This is a genomic window from Staphylococcus lugdunensis (assembly GCF_001558775.1).
In the GTDB taxonomy this organism is placed as follows: domain Bacteria; phylum Bacillota; class Bacilli; order Staphylococcales; family Staphylococcaceae; genus Staphylococcus; species Staphylococcus lugdunensis.
Genome location: NZ_CP014022.1, coordinates 1,610,325 through 1,636,101, shown reverse-complemented (window position 1 = coordinate 1,636,101; position 25,777 = coordinate 1,610,325). Strand labels below are relative to the sequence as shown.

Below are 25,777 nucleotides of genomic sequence, written 5' to 3'. Positions count from 1 at the left end.
TTTTGTAAACGCTACAATCTATTTAATATCCTACAAATAAAGCGATAGACATTGCTATGGCACATATTAACACCCAAATCACAATCAACTTCCAAGCAAATTTAATCCATTGTCCATAAGTGATACGCCCTACTGCTAATGCCCCCATCAAAATAGCAGATGTTGGAAAAAGCACATTGCTAATCGCATCACCATATTGGAAAGCTAATACCGTCAATTGGCGGTTGATATGTAATAAGTCAGAGATAGGGACCATCAGTGGCATCGTTGTTAATGCCTGGCCTGAACCTGATGGTATAAAGAAATTAAGCATAAATTGTAATATAAACATAGCAATAATAACGAACGACGCGGGTACATCAGCTAATAGTGATGTCATGCCATGAACAATCGTATCGATAATCTTGCCATTTTCTAAAATAACGACGATACCTTTAGCAAAGCCTACAACCAACGCGCCAAACAGAATACTTTGCATGCCTTCAATTAAAGCATCAAATGTCCCATTTAGTCCTAAGCCAGAAATAAGACCAGCTAATATACCTGCGAGTAAAAAGTTGGCACTCATTTCACCAAACGTCCATTCAAACTTAAAAATTCCGACAACATTCAAAATAATTGCTCCAAGCATAAGTGCCAAACTTATCACTTGTCTCGGCGTAAAATGCTGGTATTGAATATCTTCTTTCATTGTGCCCTCTTGCTGTTCTAACTCATAAACAAGACTTTTCGTATGATCTTGTTTAACTTTACGTGCATATAACATCACTGTTGTAATGGCTGCAATTAAGATAAAAATGTAAATAATCGAACGTAAGCCCCAACCAGAGAACATTGGTAATTCAGCGACTGTTTGTGCCACACCGACCGTAAAAGGATTAAGCATGCCACCAATAAAACCACTAGCAGCACCCAAGATGACCATTGCAGCACCTGTCATAGCATCATAACCCAAAGTTCTAGCGATTAAAATACCTAAAGGAACAAAAATAATGGTTTCTTCTGCTAAGCCAATTGAAAACCCTAAAATTGAAAAGATTGTCATCGTTAAAGGAATCATCAATATTTTTGCATTCCCTAATGCACGCATCGCTTTGTTCACACCATTTTCAAACGAACCCGTTTTATGTACAATCCCAAATGCGCCACCTACGAGAAAAATATAAAATACAATTTCTGCCCCGCTTACTAAGCCCTCTGGTATAGCTCTAAATATATCTAGAAATGACGTTGCCGCATGCGGTACATGATGATATGTACCATCTACAACTAACGTCTGCCCACCTTTTTTGTGACGTTCATACTCTCCTGAAGGTATGATAAATGTCATAATCCAAGCAATGGTAATAATGATCATTAATAATGCATATGTATGTGGCGTTTTAAACTTTAATTTCCGTTTCGGTCGTTTATTGTACCCGCGTGCCATAACGTTTGTCTTCCTTCCTCAACCAGGTTTATTTTATATGTTGTTTTCATATTTTATCATATACCCTTATTCTAGCCGGTTAACATACCCTTTATTAATTCTAAATTTTATCTTGTTCATTAAAACAAATGATTGCTCCAATTCAAATATACGATGCAATTTAGTAAGTGTATAAATTTTTCATATATACAATGAGATTAAACACACTATATTAAAGTACATCTAGGACATAAAGTTCTTGGACAAATTAAAAAGGCAATTCCCATTGAAATAATTATAGAAACTGCCTTATTTTTAAAGCATTTAAAGGTAAAATTACATGTTAATACGTAGTATTTATGGCGAGACTCCTGAGGGAGCAGTGCCAGTCGAAGACAGGGGTCCCAACAAAGAAGCATTTCGCCAAGCAAAGCAAGTTGGGGTGGGGCCCCAACAAAGAGAAATGCGAAAAGCATTTCGCCAAGCAAAGCAAGTTGGGGTGGGCCCCAACAGATAGGCTTTCGAAAAGAAAGCCATCGGACAAAGCAAGTTGGGGTGGCTGAGACGGCACCCTAGGAAAGCGAAGCCATTCAATACGAAGTATTGTGAAAATAGAGAACAGCAGCAAGATATTTTCTAATTGAAAATGATCTTACTGCTGTTTTTCTGATATTTATGTCCCATACTGTAACATTTTACACCTTATTGTTATTTACTATTCAGACCTACTACAAATATAACTGCTACCATCACAATAAATCAGTTACTTAATTAGATAGCAAAATAATCCATATTGAAATTAACAGTTTAATAGAAACTATACATACTACGATAAACTACGCCATACAACACATTTTGATTTGTAGTTTTTATGTTTAAGTTTACATAAATGGGTTAAGTCAATAGTGACAACGTTTTTAAATTAATCTCATTTCGATACATTTTAGTGTACAAAGTTTAGAACATGTGATACATTATTTATATCAAATATACAAAATATATTAAGATAAAATTAGGAGGTATTTATTTATGACTCAATTTAATTTCGATAAAGTACACAGCAGTATTGAATTTCAAATCAAACATTTAATGGTATCAAAAGTAAAAGGAACATTTAATGACATCGATGTAACCGTTGAAGGTGACATTAATAATCTTAGCTCATTAAAAGCAACTGCTACAATTGACCCTAAATCTATAGATACAAAAAATGAAGATAGAGATAACCACTTAAGATCAGGTGATTTCTTCGCAACGGATGAATATGACAAAATCACTTTTGTAACTAAAGAAGTGAAAGACGATAAAGTTGTCGGTGATTTAACAATTAAAGGCGAAACACACGAAGAAACATTCGATTTAGAATTTAATGGCGTAAGTAAAAATCCTATGAACGGTGAACAAGTTACTGGCTTTGTGGTTTCTGGTAAAATTGATAGAGAAAAATATGGCGTTAGCTTTAACCAAGCTTTAGAAACTGGTGGCGTTATGTTAGGTAAAGAAGTGAAATTCGAAGCGTCAGCAGAGTTTAGTATTCAAGAGTAATTCAGTCATAAACATTTTATAAACTGAGATAACATCTCAATAGTATGTTTAGTTTGGTATATGCGTATATCCCAATAATAGATGGACTTGTTTTTAATAATTAATAAAAATTTTAACACTAAATAAAGCTATCGCTTGTGACACACTTCTCACAAACGATAGCTTTGACTTTTATCTATATATCGAAGTTACACATTTTTCTTTTTAAAAACAAAAACTAATAATACTAAGAAAATAACGATATAAACAATATTACCAATAAACAATTCATGTAATTCTAAGTGACTCATTTCCTTAAAATCATTATCTACAATTTGTTGAGGTAACATAATCATATTTAGCGGATTCCATTTAAACCATTCCCATTTGCCATTAAAATATGTTAATAATGCTGCGACAAATGACATTACAAAATAAAAAAAGATGCCTATAGTAATCGAAAGTGTCGGACCTTTCATCGCACATGAAATCAGTAAAGTCAAACTTAGCACAAGCCACATGGTTACAAAATCAGCTACTGCTAAAAGTAACATTTCATTTAACAGTGGTGGCTGACTACCGTGTGGAGCCAATAAATCAATATCATTAAAGCTAATAGCATATAGGAGTAACGTCACAGCAATGACCCCAATAAAGCAGATAAGTGAATATATTACTAATGTAATAACCTTACTAATAACAATGCTCGTACGTGAATAATTACGGTACAATACATTTTTAATTGTTTCATAATGAAATTCCATTGAAATAATCGTACTTGCTTGTACAATCATTAAAATGACCACCCAATAAAATCCTGAAAAACCACCTTGAATAAGGCCTTCGCTAGACATGATATCACTATTTTGGGAAATGAAAAGTAATGTAATCATTATTGCAATAATAACGATTGGCCAAATCCACGTCGATTTCTTTTTACTTAATTTGAAACATTCTTGTTTAATTAAAGAACCCATATTATGCGTCGCCCTCCTTATCAATAATGTCTAAGAGCACCGTTTCAAAATTTTCAGCATCATGTTGCTCAATTTCTTCCCGCGTTGTTTCTTTAACGATTTTACCTTCATCAATAATTAAAATAGCATCTGTTATCTTTACTAATTCGCTTAGCATATGACTGGAAATTAAGAACGTAATACCTTGCTGTGCTTTATCTAAAATAAGATTACGCACATCTCTAACTGCTCTAGGATCTAAACCATTCATAGGTTCATCCAATATAATCAGCTTTGGGTCATTTAAAAAAGCAATTGCGATACCGAGCTTTTGTTTCATACCTAGTGAATATGTTTTAGCCTTATTATGTATATAGTCTTTCATTTTCAATTTAGTGACAATATCATCAATATCTGAATTATCCTTCGATTCATTTAACAATTTTAAATTATCGTATCCAGACATAAATGGGTAGACTCCAGGGCTTTCAATTAAAGCACCTATACTACTTCTTTTACTGCCACTATCAACAACTTTATAGTGTCCTTTTTGGTAATTGGAATATCCAAGTATAACTTTCATTAATGACGTTTTACCTGCGCCGTTCGCACCAACAAGGCCTACAATTTCACCTTTTTCCAAGTTAAAAGAAACATCTTGGAGAATCGTTTTCGAATTTATTTTCTTCGATATGTTATCTACTGTTAAAACGCTCACTCTGTCATCTCCTCCATTGAATAATAAGTAACACTTTAAGCCAATTCTCATATCATCATTAGCTACATCTAAATAAAAAGTGATACAGTATGACCATAACATAAAATATGTATTAAATTGATAATTGATTGTATATTTAAGGTTAATTTAAGAAAAATTATTTAAACTAAATACAACTATGTCATTTTACATTTTTTGTAATCGTTTGCAATTTTTGTAACTATTTTGTAATATGAAGGTGTAATAACTGCTATATCAAATTTAAGGAGTGAACGAACATGAATAAAATGACAAAGTTAGTATTATCTAGTACCCTTGTTTTCGGTTCTGTCCTCGGCGTAAATGCGATTAGTACGAATGCTCAACATGTATCCCATGCAGCAATAACTCCATATTATACTTATCATGGATATGCAGGTTATAACCCTAGTTTCTTGTTAACTCATGAGTTCAAAAATGGTATAAAATATAAAAATATTACCTTTAACGGCAAAAAAATTGTACCAACAAAAGGAACTAAAACTGTAAAGCTTTATGATCAAACCTTTTCTGGAGTTACTAAATCAGGTAAAAGTGCTTCAACCGTCTCATTTGATGTAACAGGTAAACTCACAACAGCACAACTCAAAAATGCTTACGGTAAAGCTTTAAAAAAGGTCGGTCCACCGAAACCTAGTAAAAAAGTAAAAGCAGTCTATGATTATCGACCATCTCTGGAGACACCACGTGTCTTATTTACCGTAAACCATAACAACAGAGTTACACATGTCGATATTACTTATGGTAGCATTGGTTATTAACCATCACCTCAATATATGTTTTATAATCAATAACTACTGACAAATGACGCGCGCTTACCCTCTTTGAGAATAAGCGCGCGTTCAATTTTTTATTGTTAGTGACCGTGCACAGTACGCGCACACAACCCGAAGTCTAACTTAATATTTTGTTAACCGTATATTATACGTATACTAAACCATTTCTGCTGTGTGCTTTTTTATTCATCTTTAAGGTGTTTTACATTTTTAAATCCTTGTCGATAGGAAGCCAATTCTTCCATAATCGCATACCAATCCGTACCAACTTTTTTTATTGTCTGCTGTATTAACTCATCTTGTGCTTTGTTTAAAGTGGCAATCAAGGCTTCACCTTCTTCAGTTGTATAAAGTTGTTTCACACGCCGGTCGTGTTTAGAAGGTTGTTCAAAAATTAATTGTTTATCTTTTAACTTTTTCAGTGTCGCATGTGAACCTTGCTTAGAAATTTCTAATGTCTGCAATAATTCTTTTATAGTAATACCGGGCAATTTATTAATAAAGAAAAGAAATCTATGGTGTTGCCGACTCATACCATATTGTTCGATAATTTCATTTGCAGTTAATGTGAAGGTTTTGTAGGCAAAATAAAATAACATGTGTTCATAATCATTTTTGTTCATCATTTTTACGTCACTTTCTATAAAGTAGAATAACGTCATTATAGTAAACTTTTGGTCTCACGTCATTAAAGTTCGAAATATTTTCGATAGGTCAATTATGTTGACCTATCAATAAAAAAGTATTATCATTCAAAGTGTAGAAAAAAGAGATAAAGGTGGAATGAATTATGAAACAACGTGTAGGACAATATTTAATGGACGCAATTTATCAAGCTGGTGCAGATAGAGTATTTGGTGTTCCAGGTGACTTTAATCTGGCATTTTTAGATGACATTGTTGCTCATGAACATTTGCAATGGGTTGGCAATACAAATGAACTCAATGCGAGTTATGCTGCAGATGGTTATGCCCGCCTCAAAGGTGTAAGTGCTTTAGTAACCACTTTTGGCGTTGGTGAACTTAGTGCTGTTAATGGCATTGCCGGTTCTTATGCGGAGCGTGTGCCTGTCATTGCCATTACAGGTGCCCCAACACGTGCCGTAGAACAAGCAAAAAAATATGTCCACCATTCATTAGGTGAAGGTACTTTTGACGATTATCAAAAAATGTTTTCACATATTACAACTGCACAAGATTACATTACACCAGAGAACGCGACAACTGAAATACCAAGATTAATTAATGCTTCCCTTCAAGAGCGTCGACCTGTTCACATCCATTTACCAATTGATGTAGCTATGACAGAAATTGAAGTTACAGAACCATTTAAACTTCAAAATCCAAAACAACATGATGTTTCAGAATACATTAAACTCATTCAACAAAAATTACAATCCGCTTCAAACCCTGTCATTATTGCAGGCCATGAAATCAATAGTTTCCATCTTCATGATGCGCTTGAACAACTCGTGAATCAGACCAACATTCCTGTCGCTCAATTATCTTTAGGTAAAGGCGCTTTTAATGAAGAAAACCCTCATTACCTTGGTATTTTTGACGGTAAATTTGCTGAAGATAATGTACGTGACTATGTAAATAACAGTGATGCGATATTAAATATAGGTGCTAAACTTACGGATTCAGCAACAGGCGGTTTCTCTTACGACTTTGACATTGAAGATGTCGTCATGATTAATCATCACAATTTCAAACTAGGAGATACTCAAAATAACGAGGTCTCATTGCCTGATATGTTACATGGGCTATTAGAGATGGATTACCATAACAAAGGTACGTATTCATCATATGTAAGACCTAAAGCACATTCTTACACATTATCAGATGAGCCACTTACACAAGAAACATACTTTAATATGATTCAAGACTTCTTACAGCCTGATGATGTTTTACTTGCAGAGCAAGGCACATCTTTCTTTGGTGCTTACGACTTAGCATTATATAAAAATGTTGACTTTATCGGCCAACCGCTTTGGGGTTCTATTGGTTATACTTTGCCCGCTACAATAGGTAGTCAAATGGCTGATACAACGCGTAGAAATATCTTACTTATTGGTGATGGTTCTCTACAATTAACGGTTCAAGGTTTATCAACGATGATTCGTAACCAGTTAAAACCAATCATTTTTGTAATCAACAATGATGGTTATACTGTAGAACGTCTTATTCATGGCATGAAAGCACCTTATAATGATATCCATATGTGGGACTACAAAGCCTTACCAGCAGTGTTTGGTGGCGATAATGTAGCCATACATGATGTACACACTTCAAATGATTTAAAACGAACATTTGATGAGATAAATGCAGAAAGTGATGTCATGCATTATGTCGAAGTTACAATGGCAGCTGAGGATGCGCCTGAAAAACTTGCGAACATTGCAGAAGCTTTCGCCTCACAAAATAAATAAGCTAAATATAAAAAAGTTTGAGCCATAATTATGTTTTAGGCTATAAACGATATATATTGGTAGTAGTTGACTGGATTGAAAATAAGCCTTATCCCAAGCTTTTTCAATCCAGTCAACCTTGCCGGGGCGGGACTATGAATTCATAGTCCCGCCCCCTTTTTCACGTGAAACAGTGAATAACTTTATTTATTATGTTAAAGAGAGATGCTGTGCTTCAAATTGTTGAATCACATAAGGGTCATGAGAAATAATCAGCAATTGTATATCCGTAAGTGATTGCAACATTTGTAAAATTAAGTCTTCATTAACAACATCTAAATTCGTTGTCGCTTCATCTAAAATCAATAGTTTAGGTTGAATGATTAACGCTTTGGCAATCCATACGCGCTGAAATTGACCACCACTCAATGTGGATACACGCTGTTGTAGCAATTGTGAAGATAATTGACATTGCGATAAAACGTTATCAACACGTGAAGCATGTAACGTCTTTGGTATACCAAACCGTTTTAACGGCTCGGTTAATACCGATTCAACGGTTTGTCGTGGATCCATACTTGTACGCTGATATTGTGGCACATATTGAATATCACGCATCCATTGTTTCGTTTTGTAATCATGCATTAACCTTCCATCTAATCTTAAAGAACCGGTATATTGTTTATCTAATCCTGCAATTATATGTGCTAATGTCGATTTCCCGCATCCGCTTGGTCCACTGATAATAAGATTCCCTTGTGCTAAATCAAAAGAAATATCTTCCAATATTATGCGCCCTTGTATCGTTTTATTAATATGATCAACCTGTAGCATAAGCTTCCCTCCGCTCTGCTGTACGAATCAGTGTTTGTGTATAGTGTCGCTCAGGATGATGCATCACCTGTTGCGCCTGCCCACTTTCAATAATTTGACCATGTTGCATAATACTGACATGCGTAGCGTAATCTTTTACTAAGCTCAAGTCATGTGTCACAAAAATAACCGTCATCTTTCTTTCTGAAATAATATGCATTAACTGCTGCATAAACTTAGTACGATTTTGCACATCCAAGGCACTTGTCGGCTCATCTAAAATCAAACATTGTGGATTACGAATTAATGACAGTATAAATGCCACGCGTTGAGCCATACCGCCACTTAGTTCGAACGGATAGTATTGTAAAAGTTGTTCAGGTTGTTCTAAACCTAAACGTGTCATCATTGTTTTTACCTCTTGATATTGTTCTGCTCGTGATAGTGTTGATTTTTTTGCATCATATAACATTGCAATATGCTGCTTGATTGTAATATTTTGAAACAAATTACTATTAGCATCTTGAAACATGGCATCGGCATGTAGTAAATCAATGTCCACATTACCTTGATATGTCAACTGATCATCAGTCATGTGTAAAATACTGCGAACCAATAGCGATTTACCACTACCACTTTCACCAACAATACAATGAAAACTGTACCGTTCTACCTCAAGCGATAACGATGAAATCAAGGTTTTATCTTTATGATAGATACTCAATGACTTAACTTGTATTATTCGATCTACTTGATGATTTTGTTGTTGATGATTTGAAATAATAAGGCATAACCTCCTAACAAAATACCAGGGAAGAAGAATAACCATGGTGCAATCGTTAAATAACTTTTACCGTCAAATAAAATAGTGCCAAGTTCGGGAATAGGCGGTTTAACACCTAAACCTAAAAAAGCTAATCCTGAAATACTCAGCATTATTTTTCCAAAATCTGCTGTTACTAACGCCATAATTTTACTTAATAAGTGTGGTAACATATGCGCATACAGCGTTTGAACGTTAGAATTACCACTTAACACTGCGTATTGAATAAATGGTTCTTTTTGAATATCACGTGTAAGATTACGAAAATAACGTAAATAGCGCCCTAGCCAGCCTATAACTAATGCACATAATAACCCAATCATTGAATCACTAACTAGCCCTAAAATAACGAGCGCAATAATGAATGAGGGTATTGCTAATAATAAGTCAGCTACGAACATACATAGTTTGTCGAACCAACGTCCCATTAGGCCTGCCATCATGCCAAAAATCAAACCTATACTGACACTTAAAACCACTACGACGACGGTTAAACCTAAAGTAACACCACTTCCTATAATCATACGTGTAAACATATCTCTGCCTAACTGATCGGTTCCCAATAAATGTTGCAAAGAAGGCGGCGCTAAGTGTTCACTAGGTTTACTATTCCACCCAAAAACAGCAATATACAGTGCTCCTATGAGACTGACACCTATGATCCTCCATTGCCAATTAACATGTGAATATTTCATCGTGCACCTCTCACTTTTGATTTATTAGCACGCAATCGCTGAATTCGAGGATCACTTTTTAATATTAATATATCTCCCAAATAATTAAGCAACATAATGACGACAATAATCAACATAATAATGCCTTGAATAAGTGGATAATCTCGTTGATTAATTGCTGTAATTAGCAGTTTTCCTAATCCCGACATACTAAAGATCACTTCTAAGATTACAGCTCTACTAAACAAATGAATAATACTATTGACGACAATCGTCATCAATGGCGCGAAGATAACTTTAAATTGGCAATAAATACGTGCCTTCCAAGTTGCTTGTCGTAACTTTATTAATTGGTAGGTATCATCCTGTCTAGTCTGCGCAATAAGATGCGCTGTCATCAATAAGAGATGACTTCCTTCTACTATAATCATGATGCCAACAGGCAATAGGTAATTTTGCCAAGATGCACTACCTACAAAAGGAAGTAACTGCCATTTGACACCCATATAATAAATAGCGACAATGGCTATCCAATATTCTGGCATCGATGTTATCACCTGGGAAATATAGCGTAAGCTTTGTGCTATACGAGCATGTGGCAGCATACCAACGCAGTAGCCTAATCCTACCCCTAAAGGTAACATGAGTACTGTAGCCCAACTCATTAATATCCATGTAGGTTTAAGTGCATTAGCAATGAGATTCATAACAGGTTCTTGCGTACTAAAGCTATACCCCAAGTCCCCAATTAATGCATGACCTAACCAATCCAAATAGCGCAACAAAATATGGCGTCCTAACCCCAAATGATGTTGTGCCATATCAATTTGTTGTTGTGTCATTTGAGTATAGCCATGGCGTTGTAAATATAAAATGGCTGGGTTACCTGCCGTTTGTTCTACTAAAATAAAAATGATAAGCGAACTTACAATAAGATAGCCAAATAATTTATATGTACGCTGCCACATTATTGATTAACTTCCAGCTTTTTATAGTCTACAGGTGCATCCGTTAGACCTGAAAATTTAAAGGACTTTATTTTGTCACTTGTTACGAATGTTTCGTTTGGATACGCGATAGGCACACCATAATATTGTTGATTAAAGTGCTTAAAGATATGATTAAAAGCCTTTTTTTGTGATTGCTTATCTATTTCTTTAGGAAATGCTTCTAACTGTTGCGTTAAGACTTTATCATTAGCTAAAACGCCTGGTTTATCGCCATTATTTTTAAACACTGAGTTCATGAAGTTATATGGCATTAATGCATCCGAATACGTGCGATAGAAAATCAAATCATAATCTTTCTTTGTCCATAAAGTATCGTAATACGATTGGGCATCTAAGTGCTTAATATTTACTTTAACTCCAACCGCTTTAAGATTGGCTTGAACTTGTTCAGCTTTATCTTTCCAATTCGGAAATTCTGCAGTTTGAATCACTAGATTAAATGTTAATACTTGACCATCTTTTTCATACATGCCTTGCTTGTTGCGATGATAGCCTGCCTGTTCAAATGCGTGTTGTGCCGCTTTTTTATCAAAACGATGTTGCTGTTGATTTTGCGCCGTTACATATTGTACATCTCGTTGAAATAGGCCTTTTAATGGTTGAGATGATAGCGCTTTTGTCTGAATACTTTCACTAATAGCTTGTCTTAAATCTTTATGTTGCAATTGTTTATTTTCTGGATTAAAAGCTATAAAATGGCTGACTGTACTAGGATTTTCTGATACCGATAACTTTTGGGTAGATTTTGCTTGTTTAATTTGTGCATCAGTCAACATACCCAAGGCACCGCCAGTAATATCAACTGCCCCACTTTGAATAGCGGATTGACGAGCATCACCATCTTCAATTGTTTGGAAGACTAAATCATAATTTAGTGGTTTATTGCCTTTAAAATACGGATTAGGTTTTAACGTTGTTTTTTCTTTGCCATCGTCGCCTATTTTAAACGCACCCGTACCAATCGCTTCTTTAAATTGACCTGTTACCTTGCCGTCTTTTACCGCGTGTGGACTCATAATTCGTAATGGCCTTACTTGTGTCAATTCATTCAACACTTGGTTGGATGGTGTCTTGAGGTTGATTTCAACTGTATGTTTATTTTTAACGACGACACTTTTTAATTGTTTGAGTGTTTCAACTGTCGTCTCTTTATTCATTGCTTTGGCACGTTCAATTGAGAATTTTACCGCTTGCGCATCAAAATCACTACCATCAGAGAATTTAACGCCTTTTTTCAAATGGAAACGATAAGTTTTACCCCCATCTTCAACCTCCCATTTTTGTGCTAATCCAGGTTTAAATGTTTTCTTTTTATCATACTGCACAAGGGCATCATACACAGCACTATAAACTGGCATTGCAGCATCATAGCCTTGTGCATCCAGCTTCGCAGCTTTTGCTTCAGTTGGCAATGACAACGTGACTTGTTTATGATTGTGCTGTGATTGCGAACAACCAGATGTTAATATTAATGCCCCAGTTACTAAAGCACATAATTGTCGTTTCATCATAATGACTATCCTTCTTTCACTGTTGCTTTAATCACGTAAGATTCTTGGAAAAGTGTACGCAAATAGTCACTCGGCGATAAATAAAAATCACTATAATGGGTTAAATCAATTTCGTCTGGCACCATTTCCCTCTTTACGCTAACTTGAAAGCCTTCCTGAACAAAACTGTCCACAATGTGTTTGAGCGAATGATTTTGTGAAGGCGTTGCGCCATATGTATTAATGACTTGTGCCATATAATCACAACTTGGATTATCGGTTAAATCTGCAAACGTAGCATAGTAAACACCTCGAGGCTTTAATACGCGTTTTAACTCTTTTGCGTGTTGGGGAATATCATCGATAAGATACAATACAGACGTACTAATCGCTGTATCAAACTGTAGGCCAGTATCACTTGGCATATCGGTTAAGACATACGATAATGGTAAGCCTGCTTTTAGCAATTCTGCTTTCTGCAAAGATTTTCGAGCTAAGTCAATGCCTACACCTTGCTTGAATGGAACCTTTTGATATAGTTGTCGTAAAAAGCCACCTTGATTACACCCAAAATCCAAAATCGTTTTTCCAATAATATCTTCTTTAGCGATGACATCAATTGTTCTATCCCAAGCATCATGATGATCACGTGCCATCGTGTCATCATCTTCTTGTCCTTTATGCCACCACTGTTCATAACTGTTTTTCATATTCTTCTCCTTAATATTTATTAATCGTAATTATTACGTTTTGTATTGTACTACAGTTTTCAATGAATAACAATGTCAAAATGGACTGACTAAATACAATTTATGTTGTCTGAATTTAATTAACATTTGTTCAAATGATGGGCAAGGCCTTTCTTAAATTATTAAAAATTATTTTAGATATATAAATGATACTAGAGTTAAATTGAATAGTCATTTATATAAATTAAGATTTTCTTTGTATACGAAATTTAATAAAAGTGTTACCTTTTAAAAACATCAATGGTATACTATTTTCGAAAACACATAAATAATACTACTTTAATACGATTTATTGTTTTCAGTCTTACATCATTCTATATAAGTTGGGGAGGATATATGAAGAGATTATTCAGTTTATTGCTCATTTCATCATTAGTACTTACAGCATGTGGATCAAAATCGCATTCAGAATCAAATAGTTCTGAGAAAAAATCATCTGAAAGCAAGTCGGCTACTGACAAATCAGAATCAGTTGATTCTTGTTTAGAAAAAGCCAAAAACAAACCTACAGCTAAATTCAAAGATAATAAATTTACATCAAATAAATTTGATATTGAAATTAAGGAAACAAAGGTTGTTAAGCCAGATAAATATACAGATAGTAAAAATCCTAATTTAGCCATTGTCTATAAGGTCAAAAATAAATCTAGCGAAAAAATTACGGCTAGTACGGCTTTTATTGAAGCATTTGACGTCTATAATGACACGAAAAACGTTCAAAAACGTTTAGAGACCGGTTTTGCTGAAGACTCAGACTTGTACAAAAAGTACGGCGAGGATATGCGCAATAACATTAACAAAGATGGTGAAGTAACAGGTGTGAGATTCTTTGAAATTAAAGATGACAAAAAACCTATTACGATTGAAGCCAAAAATCCTGATGGTTATACTACCAAGGAAATAGGCAAAAAAATCATTAAATTAGAACATTAATATAAGCTATTTAGGAGGCGCACAATGTCAAAAAAACTTAAAATTATTATTTCAGCAGTAGTGATATTGCTTATCGTTGCAGGTATTGGATTTGGTGCATATAAAATTTTTTCAAACACACCAAAAAATACATATTTACTGAGCGAACAAAAAACAGCAAAAAAATTCCAAAATTATTTTAATCACCGTTTTGATAATGAAGTTAAATTCCAAGAAAAGATGAAGGATAATTCTTATTTATCAAACATGTCTTTGAGTGCAGATGCTTCTAAAGAACTCATTGAAAGTATGGGATTGCCTAAATCAGTCATTGATGCAACAAAAATTACAGCTTCTATTGGTCATGACGATAAAAATACTAAATCATTAATCAAAGTAAATCCTACAATTGCAGATAAAGAAGTGGGTAATTTCCAATGGGCTGCAGATAAGAATTTCCAATACTTTACAGCGCCATTATTTAAAGGTGACTACAAAGTTAAAAATTCTGAGTTAGTGAAACAATATGCAGAAATATCTGGAGAAGATGAAGAGCAGCTTAAATCATCAGGAGTGACGAATCAAAGTTTAAATCTAAATACACTTTTAGGTTCGACACAAACACAACAAAAAGATGTGGATACAATTATTAAACGCTATACAGATATTGTCTTCGATCATTTAAAAGATGATAACTTTAAAAAAGAAGGCAAAGAAGAAGTTAAAGTCGACGGTGAGACAGAAAAAGCAAACAAAGTCACATTAAAATTAGACCGTGCTGATACTAAAAAACTTACTTTAGCCATCCTTAAAAAAGCTAAAGATGATAAAGAACTACAATCACTTGTGAAAAATCAAATGTCTAAAGATGAATACAAAAAACAAATTGAAGATGCACTCAAAAAAGCCGAAGATGCAAAAGAAAAAGAATTTATTGAATTCACATCCACAATTTACGAAAAACATCATGAAATCTTAAAACGTGACATTACATTAACAGATAAAGATAACAAAAAAGTAAAAATCGTTGGTAACAATAGCATCACTGATGACAAACTTGCGTTAGATTATAAATTCACTACTGACGATGGTTCATTCTCATTAAAAGGTAAATCTACTGGTAAAGACGATAACTATAAAGATAAATACGATGCTACATTCGATAACAACTACAATAAATCTACATTGACATTTGAAAACAAAGAAAAACAAGACGGTACAAAACGTCATGATAAAGGTACAATCACATTTGACAATGCTGGAACTAAACAAGACTTTACTTTTGACAACAGCTTAGATACAGATGTGAAAAATAACCAACAAAAACAAAAATTAACAGTTGGTATCAAACTTCAAGACGAGCCAATTAACTTTATTTTAAACAGTGATACGAAGTTAAAAGCAGACATCAGCTTTGATACGGATAAAGCCAAAGATATTGGTGAACTTTCATCTAAAGAACTTGACAAATTAGATAAAGAAATAAGCAAAAATGGCGAAAAACTATTAGAATCTATCATTAAAAAAGTAACAGATGATTAAACGTTTACGACCTACGCGTTAACTGTGATGAGCTGAAAAGCAAAGATGGTAGCGGGACAGAATTTATTATGAATTCGTAGTCCCGCCCTGGCAAGGTTGACTAGGATTGAAAAAAGCTTAGTATAAGCGATATTTTCAATCCAGTTAACTACTGCCAATTTAGAGTCTAGAGCCTAGTCCAAGACTCACATCTACTGCAATAATAAATCCCTACACAATCATATCGCAGTGCATGCTCACACGATGATTAAATATGGAAGGAGTGGTCAAATGAAGTCAATACAATTGTTTCATATCTACCACTCTTTTTTATTAAAGAAGTGGTATTTATTTGTCTATTTAATATTGATTGTCCTATCACTAGTCTTGGCTTTGACGGCAGTTCAATATGCCAATCAAGAAGATAAAGGTTTCCGTCTTGGCATTGTGGATAAGGATCATTCAAAAGAAACACAGCTTATTTTAGGTTCCGTGGGTAAAGGGAGTAATTTTGGGAAACATGTTACCTTAAAACAATACAGTGAGAAAACAGCTAAACAACGTCTATCCAAACATGAATTAGATGGCTATTTTGTTTTTGACAAAGGTATGACACATGCCTTTTATCATCAAGGACAATTACCTATCACAGTATATACATACGACCAACAGTCTACAAAGAGTGTCGTTATTAGCCAATTAACCCATTCAGTTTATGATCGCTTAATGTTATCGATGGGAGGTATTTTAAGCTACACACACTTAACTGAGAAGCCATCATCTCAAGACATGGTTATGCTAATGACTGATTTACTATTTACCGGATTGAATCGTGTTAATGCTTTTAATTACGAACCAGTAAAGGTTTATGATACAGGCAGTTACTATGTCGTTACTGGATACTTACTATCCATTTTTATACTTTGTCTATCGTTATTTTCTGTGCTCAAAATGAATCAAGAAACGGCATTGAAAGAACGATTGCAACTCTTTCACTTCTCATTTGAAAAGTTAACATTTGTTCGTGGTGCGATTGCATGGTTCTATTCAATGATTTGGGCAATCCTTGGCTTTCTATGGATTAACCATACATTAGACGGGTCTTTTGAAAGTTATAATTGGCCAACCGTAGCAATTCAGCTCACTTATTTCGTGACTTTCTTAGTCATGCTGCTCATCTTAATTGAGCTTATTAGTAAAAACTGGATGAATTTACTTTTAAAATGCGTATTAACGCTTATCTTTATCGTATTCTCAGGCATAACGGTGCCAACAATCTTTTTCCAACATAGCTTTAACAGTATATTGGCAACACAACCGTTTAGTTTAGTAACAAATCAAATGTTGGAAATCACATTAAATAACTTTATTTTAGATACACATCCAGCCTTTTATATCAGCTTTATTGCTGTGGCATTGGCACTCTGTGTGGTCGCTGTTTGGAGGTATCGTCGATGAAACCTTACATTCAACTTGTCATTCGAAAACAATGGCTACAATATGTTCTTCTGCTCATCATTATTGGTGCAGCACTAAGCTTATTATATGCCGGACAAAAAATGGCTAGTCAAAACTTTAAGATACCTATTGCTATTCAAGATATGAGTCATAGTAATGACTCAAAACAACTGATCAAGCACATTTCGGATACACGATTTGTTTCGGTTAAATCCATATCTGCAGACGATATTTATATTGATGATGCAGTTAAGAAAAAGGAAGCTATGATCAGCTTACAAATTCCAAAAGATTTTGATAAGCGCTTAGCCGAAAACCGTTTGAAGTCATCGATTCAACTCTATGGACGAGATGATTTTATTGGTAATATTGCATTAGAAATCGTTAGTCGTTCATTATATGAACAACAAATACCGCATATTATTCAAGAACACTTAGATAAAAATCATCACCACCAAAGTATAGACAAAATTAAAGAAGCCTATAAGAATAATACACCAACATCAAAATTCAAAAATGTTGCGATTCATTCATCAGCGAATCACTCGCTTTCGATTAGTTTAATATTTGCATGGGTACTCATGATCAGTGCAATTCAAATTGTACTTCATCAAAGATTAAAACAAAATGCGCCACTTGGGCGATTATTGCAATTTAATCACAGTCGACTCAAACTTTATGGCACTTATATCGTGACACATACATGTTTACTTTTATTCGTAATGATGATGATTCAGTGGTTGATGCATCAGCCATTAAGTTTATTCTTTTATGCTAAATCATTCGCTGTTATTTTTATCTATGAATGGGGTATCGCAAGCTTATTATTTAAGGTTAATACACTCAGCCATAGATTATTTATGGCTATTGTCTGGTCAATCGTGATAGCTATTCTATTTATTAGCATTCAAATGTAAAGGAGTGAGACACATTGATCGAATTACATGCTATTTCTAAAAGTTATAAACGTAAACACATTTTTGAACAGCTAAATATGCAATTTGCTGACAATCAACTGACTGTCTTGCTCGGAGAAAATGGTGCTGGGAAATCGACATTATTGCGTTTGATTTCAGGGATTGAACAACCAAATTCAGGTACCATTGATTACTTTGGTAAGACGCTATCAAAACGTCAAATTAGAAATATAGTAGGCTACGTGCCACAGGATATTGCTTTATTTGAACATATGAGTGCACAAGAAAATATTCAATTTTTTAAATCATTGTGTGACAAACCTGTTGATGATGATACCATAGCCCACTATTTGAAATTATTAAACTTTACTGACATGAAGGCACGTGTATCTACGTTATCAGGCGGGAATAAACGCAAAATTAATATTTTAATTGGTTTATTAAGTCAACCTAAAATACTAATTTTAGATGAGCCTACTGTTGGTATTGATTTAAAATCACGTTATGATATTCACCAACTGTTAAACCAAATGAAATCCAGTTGTTTAATCATTTTAACGACACACCATTTAGATGAGGTAGAAGCATTAGCTGATAACATTAAACTCATCGGTCAACATCCATTTTATCGAGATGTTTTAAATGATAAACAATGGACTTATGAACATTATCATAATGCTTTATAGTATTAATAAACGCCTATCACAAAAGGACAATTTCTAACTCCTTTCGTGATAGGCGTTTTCGTATAATGCAGTTGTATCTTAAACAATTTCAAAGTAATATTCTTGCCAATTGATTATATTTAACCTTCATTCAATAGTTAGATTTGTAAAATACTTATCTTGCCAATGCTGTGTTTTAGCAGCTGATGGATTAAGGTCCTCTTCCCATGTTGGATAGACACGTAAAGCCATTTTCCCCTTATGTGATGTTGTCGATATGATATGTTGTTTAACTAGAACCTCTCGAGGAAATACGAACTGTCCAAACCGTTGTCCATCAATAACATTGACGACTAAAAACATTGGAAATTCAGCATCTTGATATGGTCTGTTGTTATTATCGTCATCTTTACACCACATCGCAAAGAAATATCCTCGTTTTTTAGGTGTTTTATGTGCGCGTCTACTCATATAAGTTTGCCCATTTAACTCGCACCTAAATGCTTCATAATCCGCATTCCACGGTTCTGTCTTGATTTCGATAGATGTATTACTATGATTAACTTGCAGTAGTTCTTTAACTAGATCTAAAGATTGCATGTTTTGTAAGTGTTTTGTCATATATACCTACCTTTTTGGCATAACCACATCTGCTTTATGATGCTGAATCATTTTTGATTGGTGCCGATTTGACTTGATTACCATTTTGATCTTCTTTAATCATTTTTTTACCTTGCAATTTATAAGTACCTAGAATTTCGCCATCTTGATTCCGATAATTGATTGACCAACTATCTTTCGTCATTTTAATATTATCCCACAGATAATCTTTATTAGCAGGCGCTCCTTCAAGTTGAGCAATTTGGTCAAATAGCTGACTACGTGCATGTGCCATTTCAGTGCCGCTTTCTTTTAATTCGCGCTGTTTTCTCTCAGTATCTGATTCATCCATACGTGGATCTTTTTGTGTTATTTTAATCTTATTCTCCATCTCAGGTAATGAACGATTATTTTTATTCTCTGTATATACTTTATTTAAATCGTATTCATCCCCAGATTTCAAAGCATCTTGATAATTGCGAATTGGACTTTGTGTAGCACCAATATAAATCTTATCATCATTTACCCCTACTACTGTGCGATAGCTACCTTTATCAGGATAAACCATGTAGAATTTCATTCCATCAGGTGCCTGACTTATATTTTCATAAGGAACTAGACCAAAGTCAACAATTTGCTTCACATCATTGTCACCTGTCCCTTGTCGCTTATATTTGCCTGTTAATATTTCATTTTTGGTTAGTGAATATTTACCTTTTGGATCAGCATAAAAAATTAATGCAAGTTTCGTTTTATCTGATAATTGTGCTGCTGACGATTTAGTTTGTCCCTTATCTTCTTTATCACTGTGTTGTTGGCCTGATGTTTTATTCTGTTTCTCATTGTTCTCCGTTTGATGTTTAGACGTGTGCTTTTCATCTTTCTTATTATCAGCTTGTGACGTCTTTTTCTGATTTTCTTGTTGTGATGAATCACTGTTTTGACAAGCCGTCAATAACATGAGTGCCACCGAACTTGCTAGAAATACTTTTTTCATATTCCTCATCCTTTCTTTGTTTAATAACACTTTTTAAAATATATAATTAACTTATACTTTAAACATATCATAAAATGTATTATAAAAAAATATGGTATATGCTTCACATCCTACGCGCTTAATTCAACCTACTTTACATAACTTCGAACGGCAAACGCATGTCAAAGTTGAAACTGAACAAGAAACAACGAATTCAAACACTTTATATACAAAAAACTGAATAGCGCACAGAACAAAGAAATATCATAAACATTTCTACAAACAATGCAAGATGGAGATGAATTGTCTAAATTGACTTTGTTGTCAGTTTTCTTCTTTTTAAGATTGTACTTACTTCTTTGAATTTTTTTACTATTGCCTCTTTTTAATGTGACCTTTAGAAAAGTCATGAAACGTGGGATAATATGAACATTGCGAACAATTTAATATTTGAAAGGAGTTAAATGATGACACCATCATTGAAATATAATCAAATTACAACTATTTTCTTCATCACCGGCATCGCTGTGATGTGTAGTTTATATACAGCGCTTCCTTTAACCGTAGCATTCGCTAAAGACTTCGATATTCCAAAATCGATTGCTACATTAAATGGTGTTGTTTTCTCAATTACCTATTCTGTAAGCTGCTTATTTTATGGCACTATTTCAGAAAAATTTGGTCGTATTCGTACCATTTTATGTGGCTTAGTGGGCTTAGTCATTATTTGCTGTCTGATTGGCTTTGTGCGGTCATTTATCTTATTAATTATTCTACGTGCACTGCAAGGCATCTGTGCTGCAGCATTTTCTCCAGTATCTATTACCTATGTAACTGAGAACTATTCACCAGTGAAGCGTGTAACAGCCATTAGTTTTATTAGTACAAGCTTTATGTTATCTGGTGTAATTGGTCAAAACTTAAGTGAAATTATTGTACGTTATACACATTGGCATAGCGTGTATTTTACCTTAACAATACTTTATCTCATTTTAGCTGTGGCCATTTATAAAAAAGTTCCTGAAAGTCCAGTCTACCACCCTCATATTCGTTTACTTAGCTTTTTCACTAATTTTAAAGCCTTTAAAACGAACAAAATGGTCTTACTATGTTATTTTGTATCACTAACCTTGTTAACGATGTTTATTAGTATGTATGATATATTTAATGCCTATATCACTTCAGATATTGTCGGCGGGAATCAAACAACTGCGATTAATGCAAAGCTATACGGCATCTTCGGCATGCTATTAGCTTTACTTGCAGGACGTTTAAGTGATCGTATCGGCGTCAAAAATGTCATCCTTACATCATTAATGATTAGTATTATATCGTTATTAGGTATGGCATGTACTACAAATGTTACTTTACTTGTGATTTGGAGTGTCACGTTTATTGCAGGAATTGCATTTTGTGTCCCTTCCGTCATCTCAAATGTAGGTATTGTAGTCAACGGTAATCAAGGATTCTTTTTATCTGTAAATACCTTTATTTTATTTTTAGGAACTGCACTTGCACCAATTATTAATATTTATATAGCACGCATACAAAACTTTTCACTTCAATTTATTATTATCGCTTGTATTGGTATCATTTCTCTTTGTGTTGCACTTTTTCTACCTAAAACTAAACGCTATTAATTAACAATGGTATGTGTCTGGGGCATAATTATGTCTCAGGCTCTGAACTCTATATAGACAGTAATTGACTGGATTGAAAATACACTTATCCTAAGCTTTTTCAATCCGAGTCAACCTTGCCGGGGCGGGACTACGAATTCACAATGAATTCTAGCCCGCTCTAATTCTTTTACTATATACCTGCTGCAATATCTTTCAATATTTCTTCAACAGTAATCTTTGCACTGGTTAAAACAATAGGCACACCTGCACCTGGATGTGTACTTGCACCTGCAAAATATAGATCGTGATAGTCACGAGCAACATTTGGCGGTCGGTAATAATTACTTTGAGCGAGCGTTGGCATTAAGCCAAATGCTGCACCATACTGCGCATGATAGTCTCGTTGAAAATCTAACGGTGTAAAAATTGTTTCTGATACGATATGCTGTTTAATATTTTCAAGGGCTTCTATCGTTGCTAACTTGTGATAAATGATTTCCTTGATGCGAGCTACTATCGATTCATCCTGCCAATCTATTTTTGTTGTTTTCAACTCTGCAGTAGGCATAAGTACATATATACCTGTTTGTCCCTCAGGCGCTAGCGTCGTATCACCTACTGCTGGAACATAAATATATAATGATGGATCCTTTGACAATTGACCATTAAATATTTCTTTCACATTTTGTTCAAAATCTGCCGAAAAAATCACATTATGTAATAACAGGTTGTCTCTCAAGTCTTGATCTATACCAATATACATTAGGCATGCAGAACATGAATAATCTAATTGTGCTATTTTTTGTGGCGGATACTTTTTAACAGGGCTATGTTCAGGCATAAGATGTTGTGCTGCATATGGAAAATCAGCAGTACATAATACCTTATCAAAGCGTTCAACAAGACCATTGACTCTTATTCCATCGGCTCGTTTATATTTTGGGTCTATAATAATTTCATCGATTTGTGCGTTTAAACGAATATCAACACCCAAATCTTGATTTAAACGTGTTAAACCTTGTGCCATGCCGTACATGCCGCCTTTAATAAAATGCACACCAAACATCATTTCAATCATCGGTATAATAGAATATAGTGATGGCCCACGCTTGGGATCGATGCCAATATATAACGTTTGAAAAGCTAAGAGTTTTTGGATTTTATCATTATCAACATATTGTGCAATTAAATCATCTGCATGATTTAACGTCTTTAATTTAGCACCTTGCACTAATGACGTTAAGTTATAAAAATCACTAGGCTTACGAAACGTACGCTCTAAAAAATATTTGCGTGCAATTTCATAACGCTTATAAATATCAGTAAGAAATGACATAAAGCCATGTGTTGAACCTGGCTCGATGTGCTCTAACATTTGTTGTAATTGAGCTAGATCAGTAGGTACACGAACTTTGTCATCCTTAGCAAAATAGACATCATAAATATAAGGTAATTGTGTCATCTCTACATAATCTTCAAAGTTTTTGCCACATGCTTCAAATACTGCTTTATAGACTTCAGGAATCATCACGATTGTAGGGCCCATATCGAAAGTAAATCCATCTTTAGTAAACTGACTCATACGCCCACCAAGTTGATCATTTTTCTCAAACAATGTCACTTGATGACCTTTTGCTGCCAATCTTGCCGCGGATGCTAAACCAGTCACGCCTGCACCAATTACTGCTATATTCATTGCTATTCCACCTGTCCTTGATATTTCTTTTTTATACGTCGATAAAATTTTGCCTTATCTACTTTGGATACATACACGCGTTGATGTAATGTGTACCCTGCCTTTCTAACTTCATCAAGAATGCCCGCATAAATCACTGCAGCTAGCTCAATAATAGGTTGCGCTTGCTTATTAAACACATGAATATTCGACAGCGCATCATGGTAGGCTTGTTCTGCTATATAAGCTAATGCTTCCCACATCTTAATATAATTCGATGTCACACCTTGCTGATATTGTTGTTTAATATCAATATTAAAGTGCGCCAACCGTTCTTTACTAATATAAATACGTCCGTGTTCAAAGTCTTCTCCAACATCACGTAAAATATTAGTTAATTGTAAAGCTTCTCCTAATTTTCGTGCGACTCGAAACGTTTCTGTAGTTGGCTGTTGTGCTAAAATAGGTGTTAAAACTTCTCCAACAGTTCCCGCAACCCCATAACAGTAATCTAACATAGCTTCATCAGTATCAAATTGCTCAAAATATTGATCTTTGCGTACTGTATCAATAAGCTTGTAAAATGCTGGGTATTCCATTTTAAATGTATGTGCGACATTTGAAAATGCGTGCATGATTCGCGCATCGCTTTGAAATTCAGGATGCAACTGTTGTTGTTCAATGGCCATAATATCTTGTCGTATGTACTGCAAATATTGTGGATCATGATGAACATCGATACTATCATCAATCACACGGCATACAGCATAAATCGCCCATACTGCACGTCTTTCTCTATCTGGTAAATAATCAAAGGCATAGGAGAAACTTTTAGAATGATGCTTCATCAGTTGATGGCAGTATTGAAAATGGTCATCTAGTGTCATCTCGTGCACCCTCCTTGTATTAAATATTTATAACATCACAAATGATACGTTCGGCCTTTCCATATAACGCTTCGCTTACAGTAAGACTGTATCCATGATGATAAAAACACACCACTAAAAAAGATAAATAAGATAGGGTGCAAACATAACATCCAACGTGAAAAATGACCTACTCGTCGATGTATGCGTATAAATTGCATTGTATAAAGAATATATAATATCCCCATGTTAACTTTAGATATCGGCTTTACTAACAAACTAAGTATTAAGCCTGATGCTGTAATAATCGATCCCATTAACCATATAACAATACTTGTCATAACCTTTGGCGAAGTTGCAGTAGCACCAACAGAAAAATGTTTAACCCATCCATGAACGAGTGACTGAATGCCATCTTCATACATTCGGAATTGAATATCTTGCTGTCCTTCATATAAATTTACTGGTAAGCCTTGTTGTGAATATGCTTGACCTAATGCGAACCCTTCAATAATATGATGTTTAGCTTGTTGATGTCCTTGTGTGGACTTATAATCAGTTGAATTAGTCAAGACAACAGGCCCAAAGGCCATGCGCGTAGTCTGCTGTCCGTCTATTAATGAAAATTGATTCGTACCAACTACTGTCAATGTATTAAATAGCGCCGATAAACTTTCATAAGGTCGTATAGTAGAATGATAAGGTTGGACACTTAACAAACCTCGGTAATCTTGTTGGTAGTAAGTATCGATGAGTGCTTGAATTGCTCTAGGGGATGTTAATGTCACATCGGCATCAACAAACAACAATAGTGGAGTTGATGCGTAGGTCGCACCTTGATAACAAGCCAATGACTTACCTTGCCATAATGACGGTTTATCAGTTTGAACTGAATAGACAGAAGCTCCAGCTGCGCGTGCGATTTCAGCAGTTTGATCTGTGGATCCATCATCCATCACAATCATTTCTACAGAAACGGTTTGTTGTGCTAATGACTTTAATAAGCGTGGTAAGCGTTGCGCTTCGTCACGCGCTGGAACAATAACGGATAATTCCAATTGTTTTGATGAATGAATTTTACTATGTGTCAATGGATGGCGTCGACCATACATGACTTTACCACTAATGATAGAAAAGAACGTAAATAGCATAGTTAATGAACTAATCCATTTCAC

Annotated in this window: 24 protein-coding genes; 9 read left to right on the top strand and 15 right to left on the bottom strand. The window is 34.5% G+C overall.

Features of this window, described 5'->3' with window-relative positions; translation table 11 throughout:
* Window positions 1–22: 22 nt before the first annotated feature.
* Window positions 23–1,429: a YfcC family protein gene (locus AL499_RS07695; protein WP_002479054.1), complete on the bottom strand. Its 1,407-nt coding sequence runs from the start codon at window positions 1,427–1,429 to the stop codon at window positions 23–25.
* A 1,008-nt stretch (window positions 1,430–2,437) separates the two neighbouring features.
* On the opposite strand from AL499_RS07695, the gene AL499_RS07690 reads away from it, so the two are divergent.
* A complete protein-coding gene (locus AL499_RS07690) occupies window positions 2,438–2,953 on the top strand; it encodes a YceI family protein (protein WP_002479056.1) in 516 nt (171 codons plus the stop codon).
* Window positions 2,954–3,141: 188 nt separating this feature from the next.
* On the opposite strand, the gene AL499_RS07685 is transcribed toward AL499_RS07690, so the two are convergent.
* On the bottom strand, window positions 3,142–3,909 hold the full coding sequence (locus AL499_RS07685) for a DUF2705 family protein (RefSeq protein WP_002460774.1): 768 nt from the start codon (window positions 3,907–3,909) through the stop codon (window positions 3,142–3,144).
* 1 nt (window position 3,910) lies between these two features.
* On the bottom strand, window positions 3,911–4,606 hold the full coding sequence (locus AL499_RS07680; protein WP_002479058.1) for an ABC transporter ATP-binding protein: 696 nt from the start codon (window positions 4,604–4,606) through the stop codon (window positions 3,911–3,913).
* A gap of 278 nt (window positions 4,607–4,884) precedes the next feature.
* On the opposite strand from AL499_RS07680, the gene isaB reads away from it, so the two are divergent.
* The gene (isaB, locus tag AL499_RS07675; protein ID WP_002460777.1) at window positions 4,885–5,406 is read left to right on the top strand and encodes an immunodominant staphylococcal antigen IsaB family protein; all 522 of its coding nucleotides are present in this window, start codon (window positions 4,885–4,887) and stop codon (window positions 5,404–5,406) included.
* Between the two features lie 197 nt (window positions 5,407–5,603).
* Here the strand turns inward: isaB and AL499_RS07670 are convergent, their stop codons facing one another.
* On the bottom strand, window positions 5,604–6,047 hold the full coding sequence (locus tag AL499_RS07670) for a MarR family winged helix-turn-helix transcriptional regulator (RefSeq protein WP_002492441.1): 444 nt from the start codon (window positions 6,045–6,047) through the stop codon (window positions 5,604–5,606).
* Window positions 6,048–6,211: 164 nt separating this feature from the next.
* Between AL499_RS07670 and AL499_RS07665 the strand changes: the two genes are divergently transcribed.
* Window positions 6,212–7,852, top strand: a complete 1,641-nt coding sequence (locus AL499_RS07665) for an alpha-keto acid decarboxylase family protein (protein WP_002492518.1) — start codon at window positions 6,212–6,214, stop codon at window positions 7,850–7,852.
* Between the two features lie 189 nt (window positions 7,853–8,041).
* Here the strand turns inward: AL499_RS07665 and AL499_RS07660 are convergent, their stop codons facing one another.
* From AL499_RS07660 to AL499_RS07635, 6 genes are read right to left on the bottom strand one after another with little or no spacing between them, the layout of a single operon-like run.
* Window positions 8,042–8,665, bottom strand: a complete 624-nt coding sequence (locus AL499_RS07660; RefSeq protein ID WP_037544273.1) for an ABC transporter ATP-binding protein — start codon at window positions 8,663–8,665, stop codon at window positions 8,042–8,044.
* On the bottom strand, window positions 8,652–9,368 hold the full coding sequence (locus AL499_RS07655; protein WP_002479059.1) for an ATP-binding cassette domain-containing protein: 717 nt from the start codon (window positions 9,366–9,368) through the stop codon (window positions 8,652–8,654). The genes AL499_RS07660 and AL499_RS07655 overlap by 14 nt, the downstream gene beginning before the upstream one ends.
* Window positions 9,369–9,391: 23 nt before the next feature.
* Window positions 9,392–10,162 carry an ABC transporter permease gene (locus AL499_RS07650; protein ID WP_002479060.1) on the bottom strand — a complete coding sequence of 257 codons (771 nt, stop codon included), beginning with the start codon at window positions 10,160–10,162 and terminating at the stop codon, window positions 9,392–9,394.
* The gene (locus tag AL499_RS07645) at window positions 10,159–11,109 is read right to left on the bottom strand and encodes an ABC transporter permease (RefSeq protein ID WP_002479061.1); all 951 of its coding nucleotides are present in this window, start codon (window positions 11,107–11,109) and stop codon (window positions 10,159–10,161) included. The genes AL499_RS07650 and AL499_RS07645 overlap by 4 nt, the downstream gene beginning before the upstream one ends.
* Window positions 11,109–12,662: an ABC transporter substrate-binding protein gene (locus tag AL499_RS07640; RefSeq protein WP_037540715.1), complete on the bottom strand. Its 1,554-nt coding sequence runs from the start codon at window positions 12,660–12,662 to the stop codon at window positions 11,109–11,111. Before AL499_RS07640 ends, AL499_RS07645 begins: the two co-directional genes overlap by 1 nt.
* Before the next feature lie 5 nt (window positions 12,663–12,667).
* Window positions 12,668–13,351 carry a class I SAM-dependent methyltransferase gene (locus AL499_RS07635; RefSeq protein ID WP_002492377.1) on the bottom strand — a complete coding sequence of 228 codons (684 nt, stop codon included), beginning with the start codon at window positions 13,349–13,351 and terminating at the stop codon, window positions 12,668–12,670.
* Between the two features lie 375 nt (window positions 13,352–13,726).
* Here AL499_RS07635 and AL499_RS07630 point away from each other — a divergent pair, with 375 nt between their 5' ends.
* The 5 genes from AL499_RS07630 (at window position 13,727) to AL499_RS07610 (ending at window position 18,884) form a co-directional block, all read left to right on the top strand.
* Window positions 13,727–14,323 carry a DUF5067 domain-containing protein gene (locus tag AL499_RS07630; RefSeq protein ID WP_002492451.1) on the top strand — a complete coding sequence of 199 codons (597 nt, stop codon included), beginning with the start codon at window positions 13,727–13,729 and terminating at the stop codon, window positions 14,321–14,323.
* 24 nt (window positions 14,324–14,347) lie between these two features.
* Window positions 14,348–15,844: a DUF6583 family protein gene (locus tag AL499_RS07625; RefSeq protein WP_002492479.1), complete on the top strand. Its 1,497-nt coding sequence runs from the start codon at window positions 14,348–14,350 to the stop codon at window positions 15,842–15,844.
* A 270-nt stretch (window positions 15,845–16,114) separates the two neighbouring features.
* Entirely contained in the window at window positions 16,115–17,281 is a 1,167-nt protein-coding gene (locus AL499_RS07620; RefSeq protein ID WP_002479064.1) for an ABC transporter permease, read from the top strand.
* The gene (locus tag AL499_RS07615) at window positions 17,278–18,198 is read left to right on the top strand and encodes an ABC transporter permease (RefSeq protein ID WP_002460793.1); all 921 of its coding nucleotides are present in this window, start codon (window positions 17,278–17,280) and stop codon (window positions 18,196–18,198) included. The genes AL499_RS07620 and AL499_RS07615 overlap by 4 nt, the downstream gene beginning before the upstream one ends.
* Window positions 18,199–18,212: 14 nt before the next feature.
* Window positions 18,213–18,884, top strand: a complete 672-nt coding sequence (locus tag AL499_RS07610; protein ID WP_002460794.1) for an ABC transporter ATP-binding protein — start codon at window positions 18,213–18,215, stop codon at window positions 18,882–18,884.
* Window positions 18,885–19,010: 126 nt separating this feature from the next.
* On the opposite strand, the gene AL499_RS07605 is transcribed toward AL499_RS07610, so the two are convergent.
* Both AL499_RS07605 and AL499_RS07600 read right to left on the bottom strand, forming a co-directional pair.
* Window positions 19,011–19,484, bottom strand: a complete 474-nt coding sequence (locus tag AL499_RS07605) for a MepB family protein (protein WP_002460795.1) — start codon at window positions 19,482–19,484, stop codon at window positions 19,011–19,013.
* A gap of 34 nt (window positions 19,485–19,518) precedes the next feature.
* A complete protein-coding gene (locus AL499_RS07600; protein ID WP_002492379.1) occupies window positions 19,519–20,460 on the bottom strand; it encodes a hypothetical protein in 942 nt (313 codons plus the stop codon).
* A gap of 446 nt (window positions 20,461–20,906) precedes the next feature.
* Between AL499_RS07600 and AL499_RS07595 the strand changes: the two genes are divergently transcribed.
* The gene (locus tag AL499_RS07595; RefSeq protein ID WP_002492488.1) at window positions 20,907–22,079 is read left to right on the top strand and encodes an MFS transporter; all 1,173 of its coding nucleotides are present in this window, start codon (window positions 20,907–20,909) and stop codon (window positions 22,077–22,079) included.
* A 172-nt stretch (window positions 22,080–22,251) separates the two neighbouring features.
* Here AL499_RS07595 and AL499_RS07590 read toward each other — a convergent pair whose 3' ends face one another.
* From AL499_RS07590 to AL499_RS07580, 3 genes are read right to left on the bottom strand one after another with little or no spacing between them, the layout of a single operon-like run.
* Window positions 22,252–23,757 carry a phytoene desaturase family protein gene (locus AL499_RS07590; RefSeq protein WP_002492491.1) on the bottom strand — a complete coding sequence of 502 codons (1,506 nt, stop codon included), beginning with the start codon at window positions 23,755–23,757 and terminating at the stop codon, window positions 22,252–22,254.
* 2 nt (window positions 23,758–23,759) lie between these two features.
* Window positions 23,760–24,623, bottom strand: coding sequence for a phytoene/squalene synthase family protein (locus AL499_RS07585; protein ID WP_002492462.1), 864 nt, complete (start codon window positions 24,621–24,623; stop codon window positions 23,760–23,762).
* A gap of 35 nt (window positions 24,624–24,658) precedes the next feature.
* Complete coding sequence (locus AL499_RS07580) at window positions 24,659–25,777, bottom strand: glycosyltransferase family A protein (protein ID WP_002492405.1); 1,119 nt, start codon at window positions 25,775–25,777, stop codon at window positions 24,659–24,661.

Bases quoted from the DNA above. Each gene is read 5' to 3' on its own strand.
- AL499_RS07695 (WP_002479054.1), bottom strand. From the start codon at position 1,429: ATGGCACGCGGGTACAATAAACGACCGAAACGGAAATTAAAGTTTAAA.
- AL499_RS07645 (WP_002479061.1), bottom strand. From the start codon at position 11,109: ATGTGGCAGCGTACATATAAATTATTTGGCTATCTTATTGTAAGTTCG.
- AL499_RS07660 (WP_037544273.1), bottom strand. From the start codon at position 8,665: ATGCTACAGGTTGATCATATTAATAAAACGATACAAGGGCGCATAATA.
- isaB (WP_002460777.1), top strand. From the start codon at position 4,885: ATGAATAAAATGACAAAGTTAGTATTATCTAGTACCCTTGTTTTCGGT.
- AL499_RS07670 (WP_002492441.1), bottom strand. From the start codon at position 6,047: ATGATGAACAAAAATGATTATGAACACATGTTATTTTATTTTGCCTAC.
- AL499_RS07690 (WP_002479056.1), top strand. From the start codon at position 2,438: ATGACTCAATTTAATTTCGATAAAGTACACAGCAGTATTGAATTTCAA.
- AL499_RS07650 (WP_002479060.1), bottom strand. From the start codon at position 10,162: ATGAAATATTCACATGTTAATTGGCAATGGAGGATCATAGGTGTCAGT.
- AL499_RS07595 (WP_002492488.1), top strand. From the start codon at position 20,907: ATGACACCATCATTGAAATATAATCAAATTACAACTATTTTCTTCATC.
- AL499_RS07630 (WP_002492451.1), top strand. From the start codon at position 13,727: ATGAAGAGATTATTCAGTTTATTGCTCATTTCATCATTAGTACTTACA.
- AL499_RS07685 (WP_002460774.1), bottom strand. From the start codon at position 3,909: ATGGGTTCTTTAATTAAACAAGAATGTTTCAAATTAAGTAAAAAGAAA.
- AL499_RS07600 (WP_002492379.1), bottom strand. From the start codon at position 20,460: ATGAAAAAAGTATTTCTAGCAAGTTCGGTGGCACTCATGTTATTGACG.
- AL499_RS07615 (WP_002460793.1), top strand. From the start codon at position 17,278: ATGAAACCTTACATTCAACTTGTCATTCGAAAACAATGGCTACAATAT.
- AL499_RS07620 (WP_002479064.1), top strand. From the start codon at position 16,115: ATGAAGTCAATACAATTGTTTCATATCTACCACTCTTTTTTATTAAAG.
- AL499_RS07585 (WP_002492462.1), bottom strand. From the start codon at position 24,623: ATGACACTAGATGACCATTTTCAATACTGCCATCAACTGATGAAGCAT.
- AL499_RS07605 (WP_002460795.1), bottom strand. From the start codon at position 19,484: ATGACAAAACACTTACAAAACATGCAATCTTTAGATCTAGTTAAAGAA.
- AL499_RS07590 (WP_002492491.1), bottom strand. From the start codon at position 23,757: ATGAATATAGCAGTAATTGGTGCAGGCGTGACTGGTTTAGCATCCGCG.
- AL499_RS07640 (WP_037540715.1), bottom strand. From the start codon at position 12,662: ATGATGAAACGACAATTATGTGCTTTAGTAACTGGGGCATTAATATTA.
- AL499_RS07635 (WP_002492377.1), bottom strand. From the start codon at position 13,351: ATGAAAAACAGTTATGAACAGTGGTGGCATAAAGGACAAGAAGATGAT.
- AL499_RS07665 (WP_002492518.1), top strand. From the start codon at position 6,212: ATGAAACAACGTGTAGGACAATATTTAATGGACGCAATTTATCAAGCT.
- AL499_RS07625 (WP_002492479.1), top strand. From the start codon at position 14,348: ATGTCAAAAAAACTTAAAATTATTATTTCAGCAGTAGTGATATTGCTT.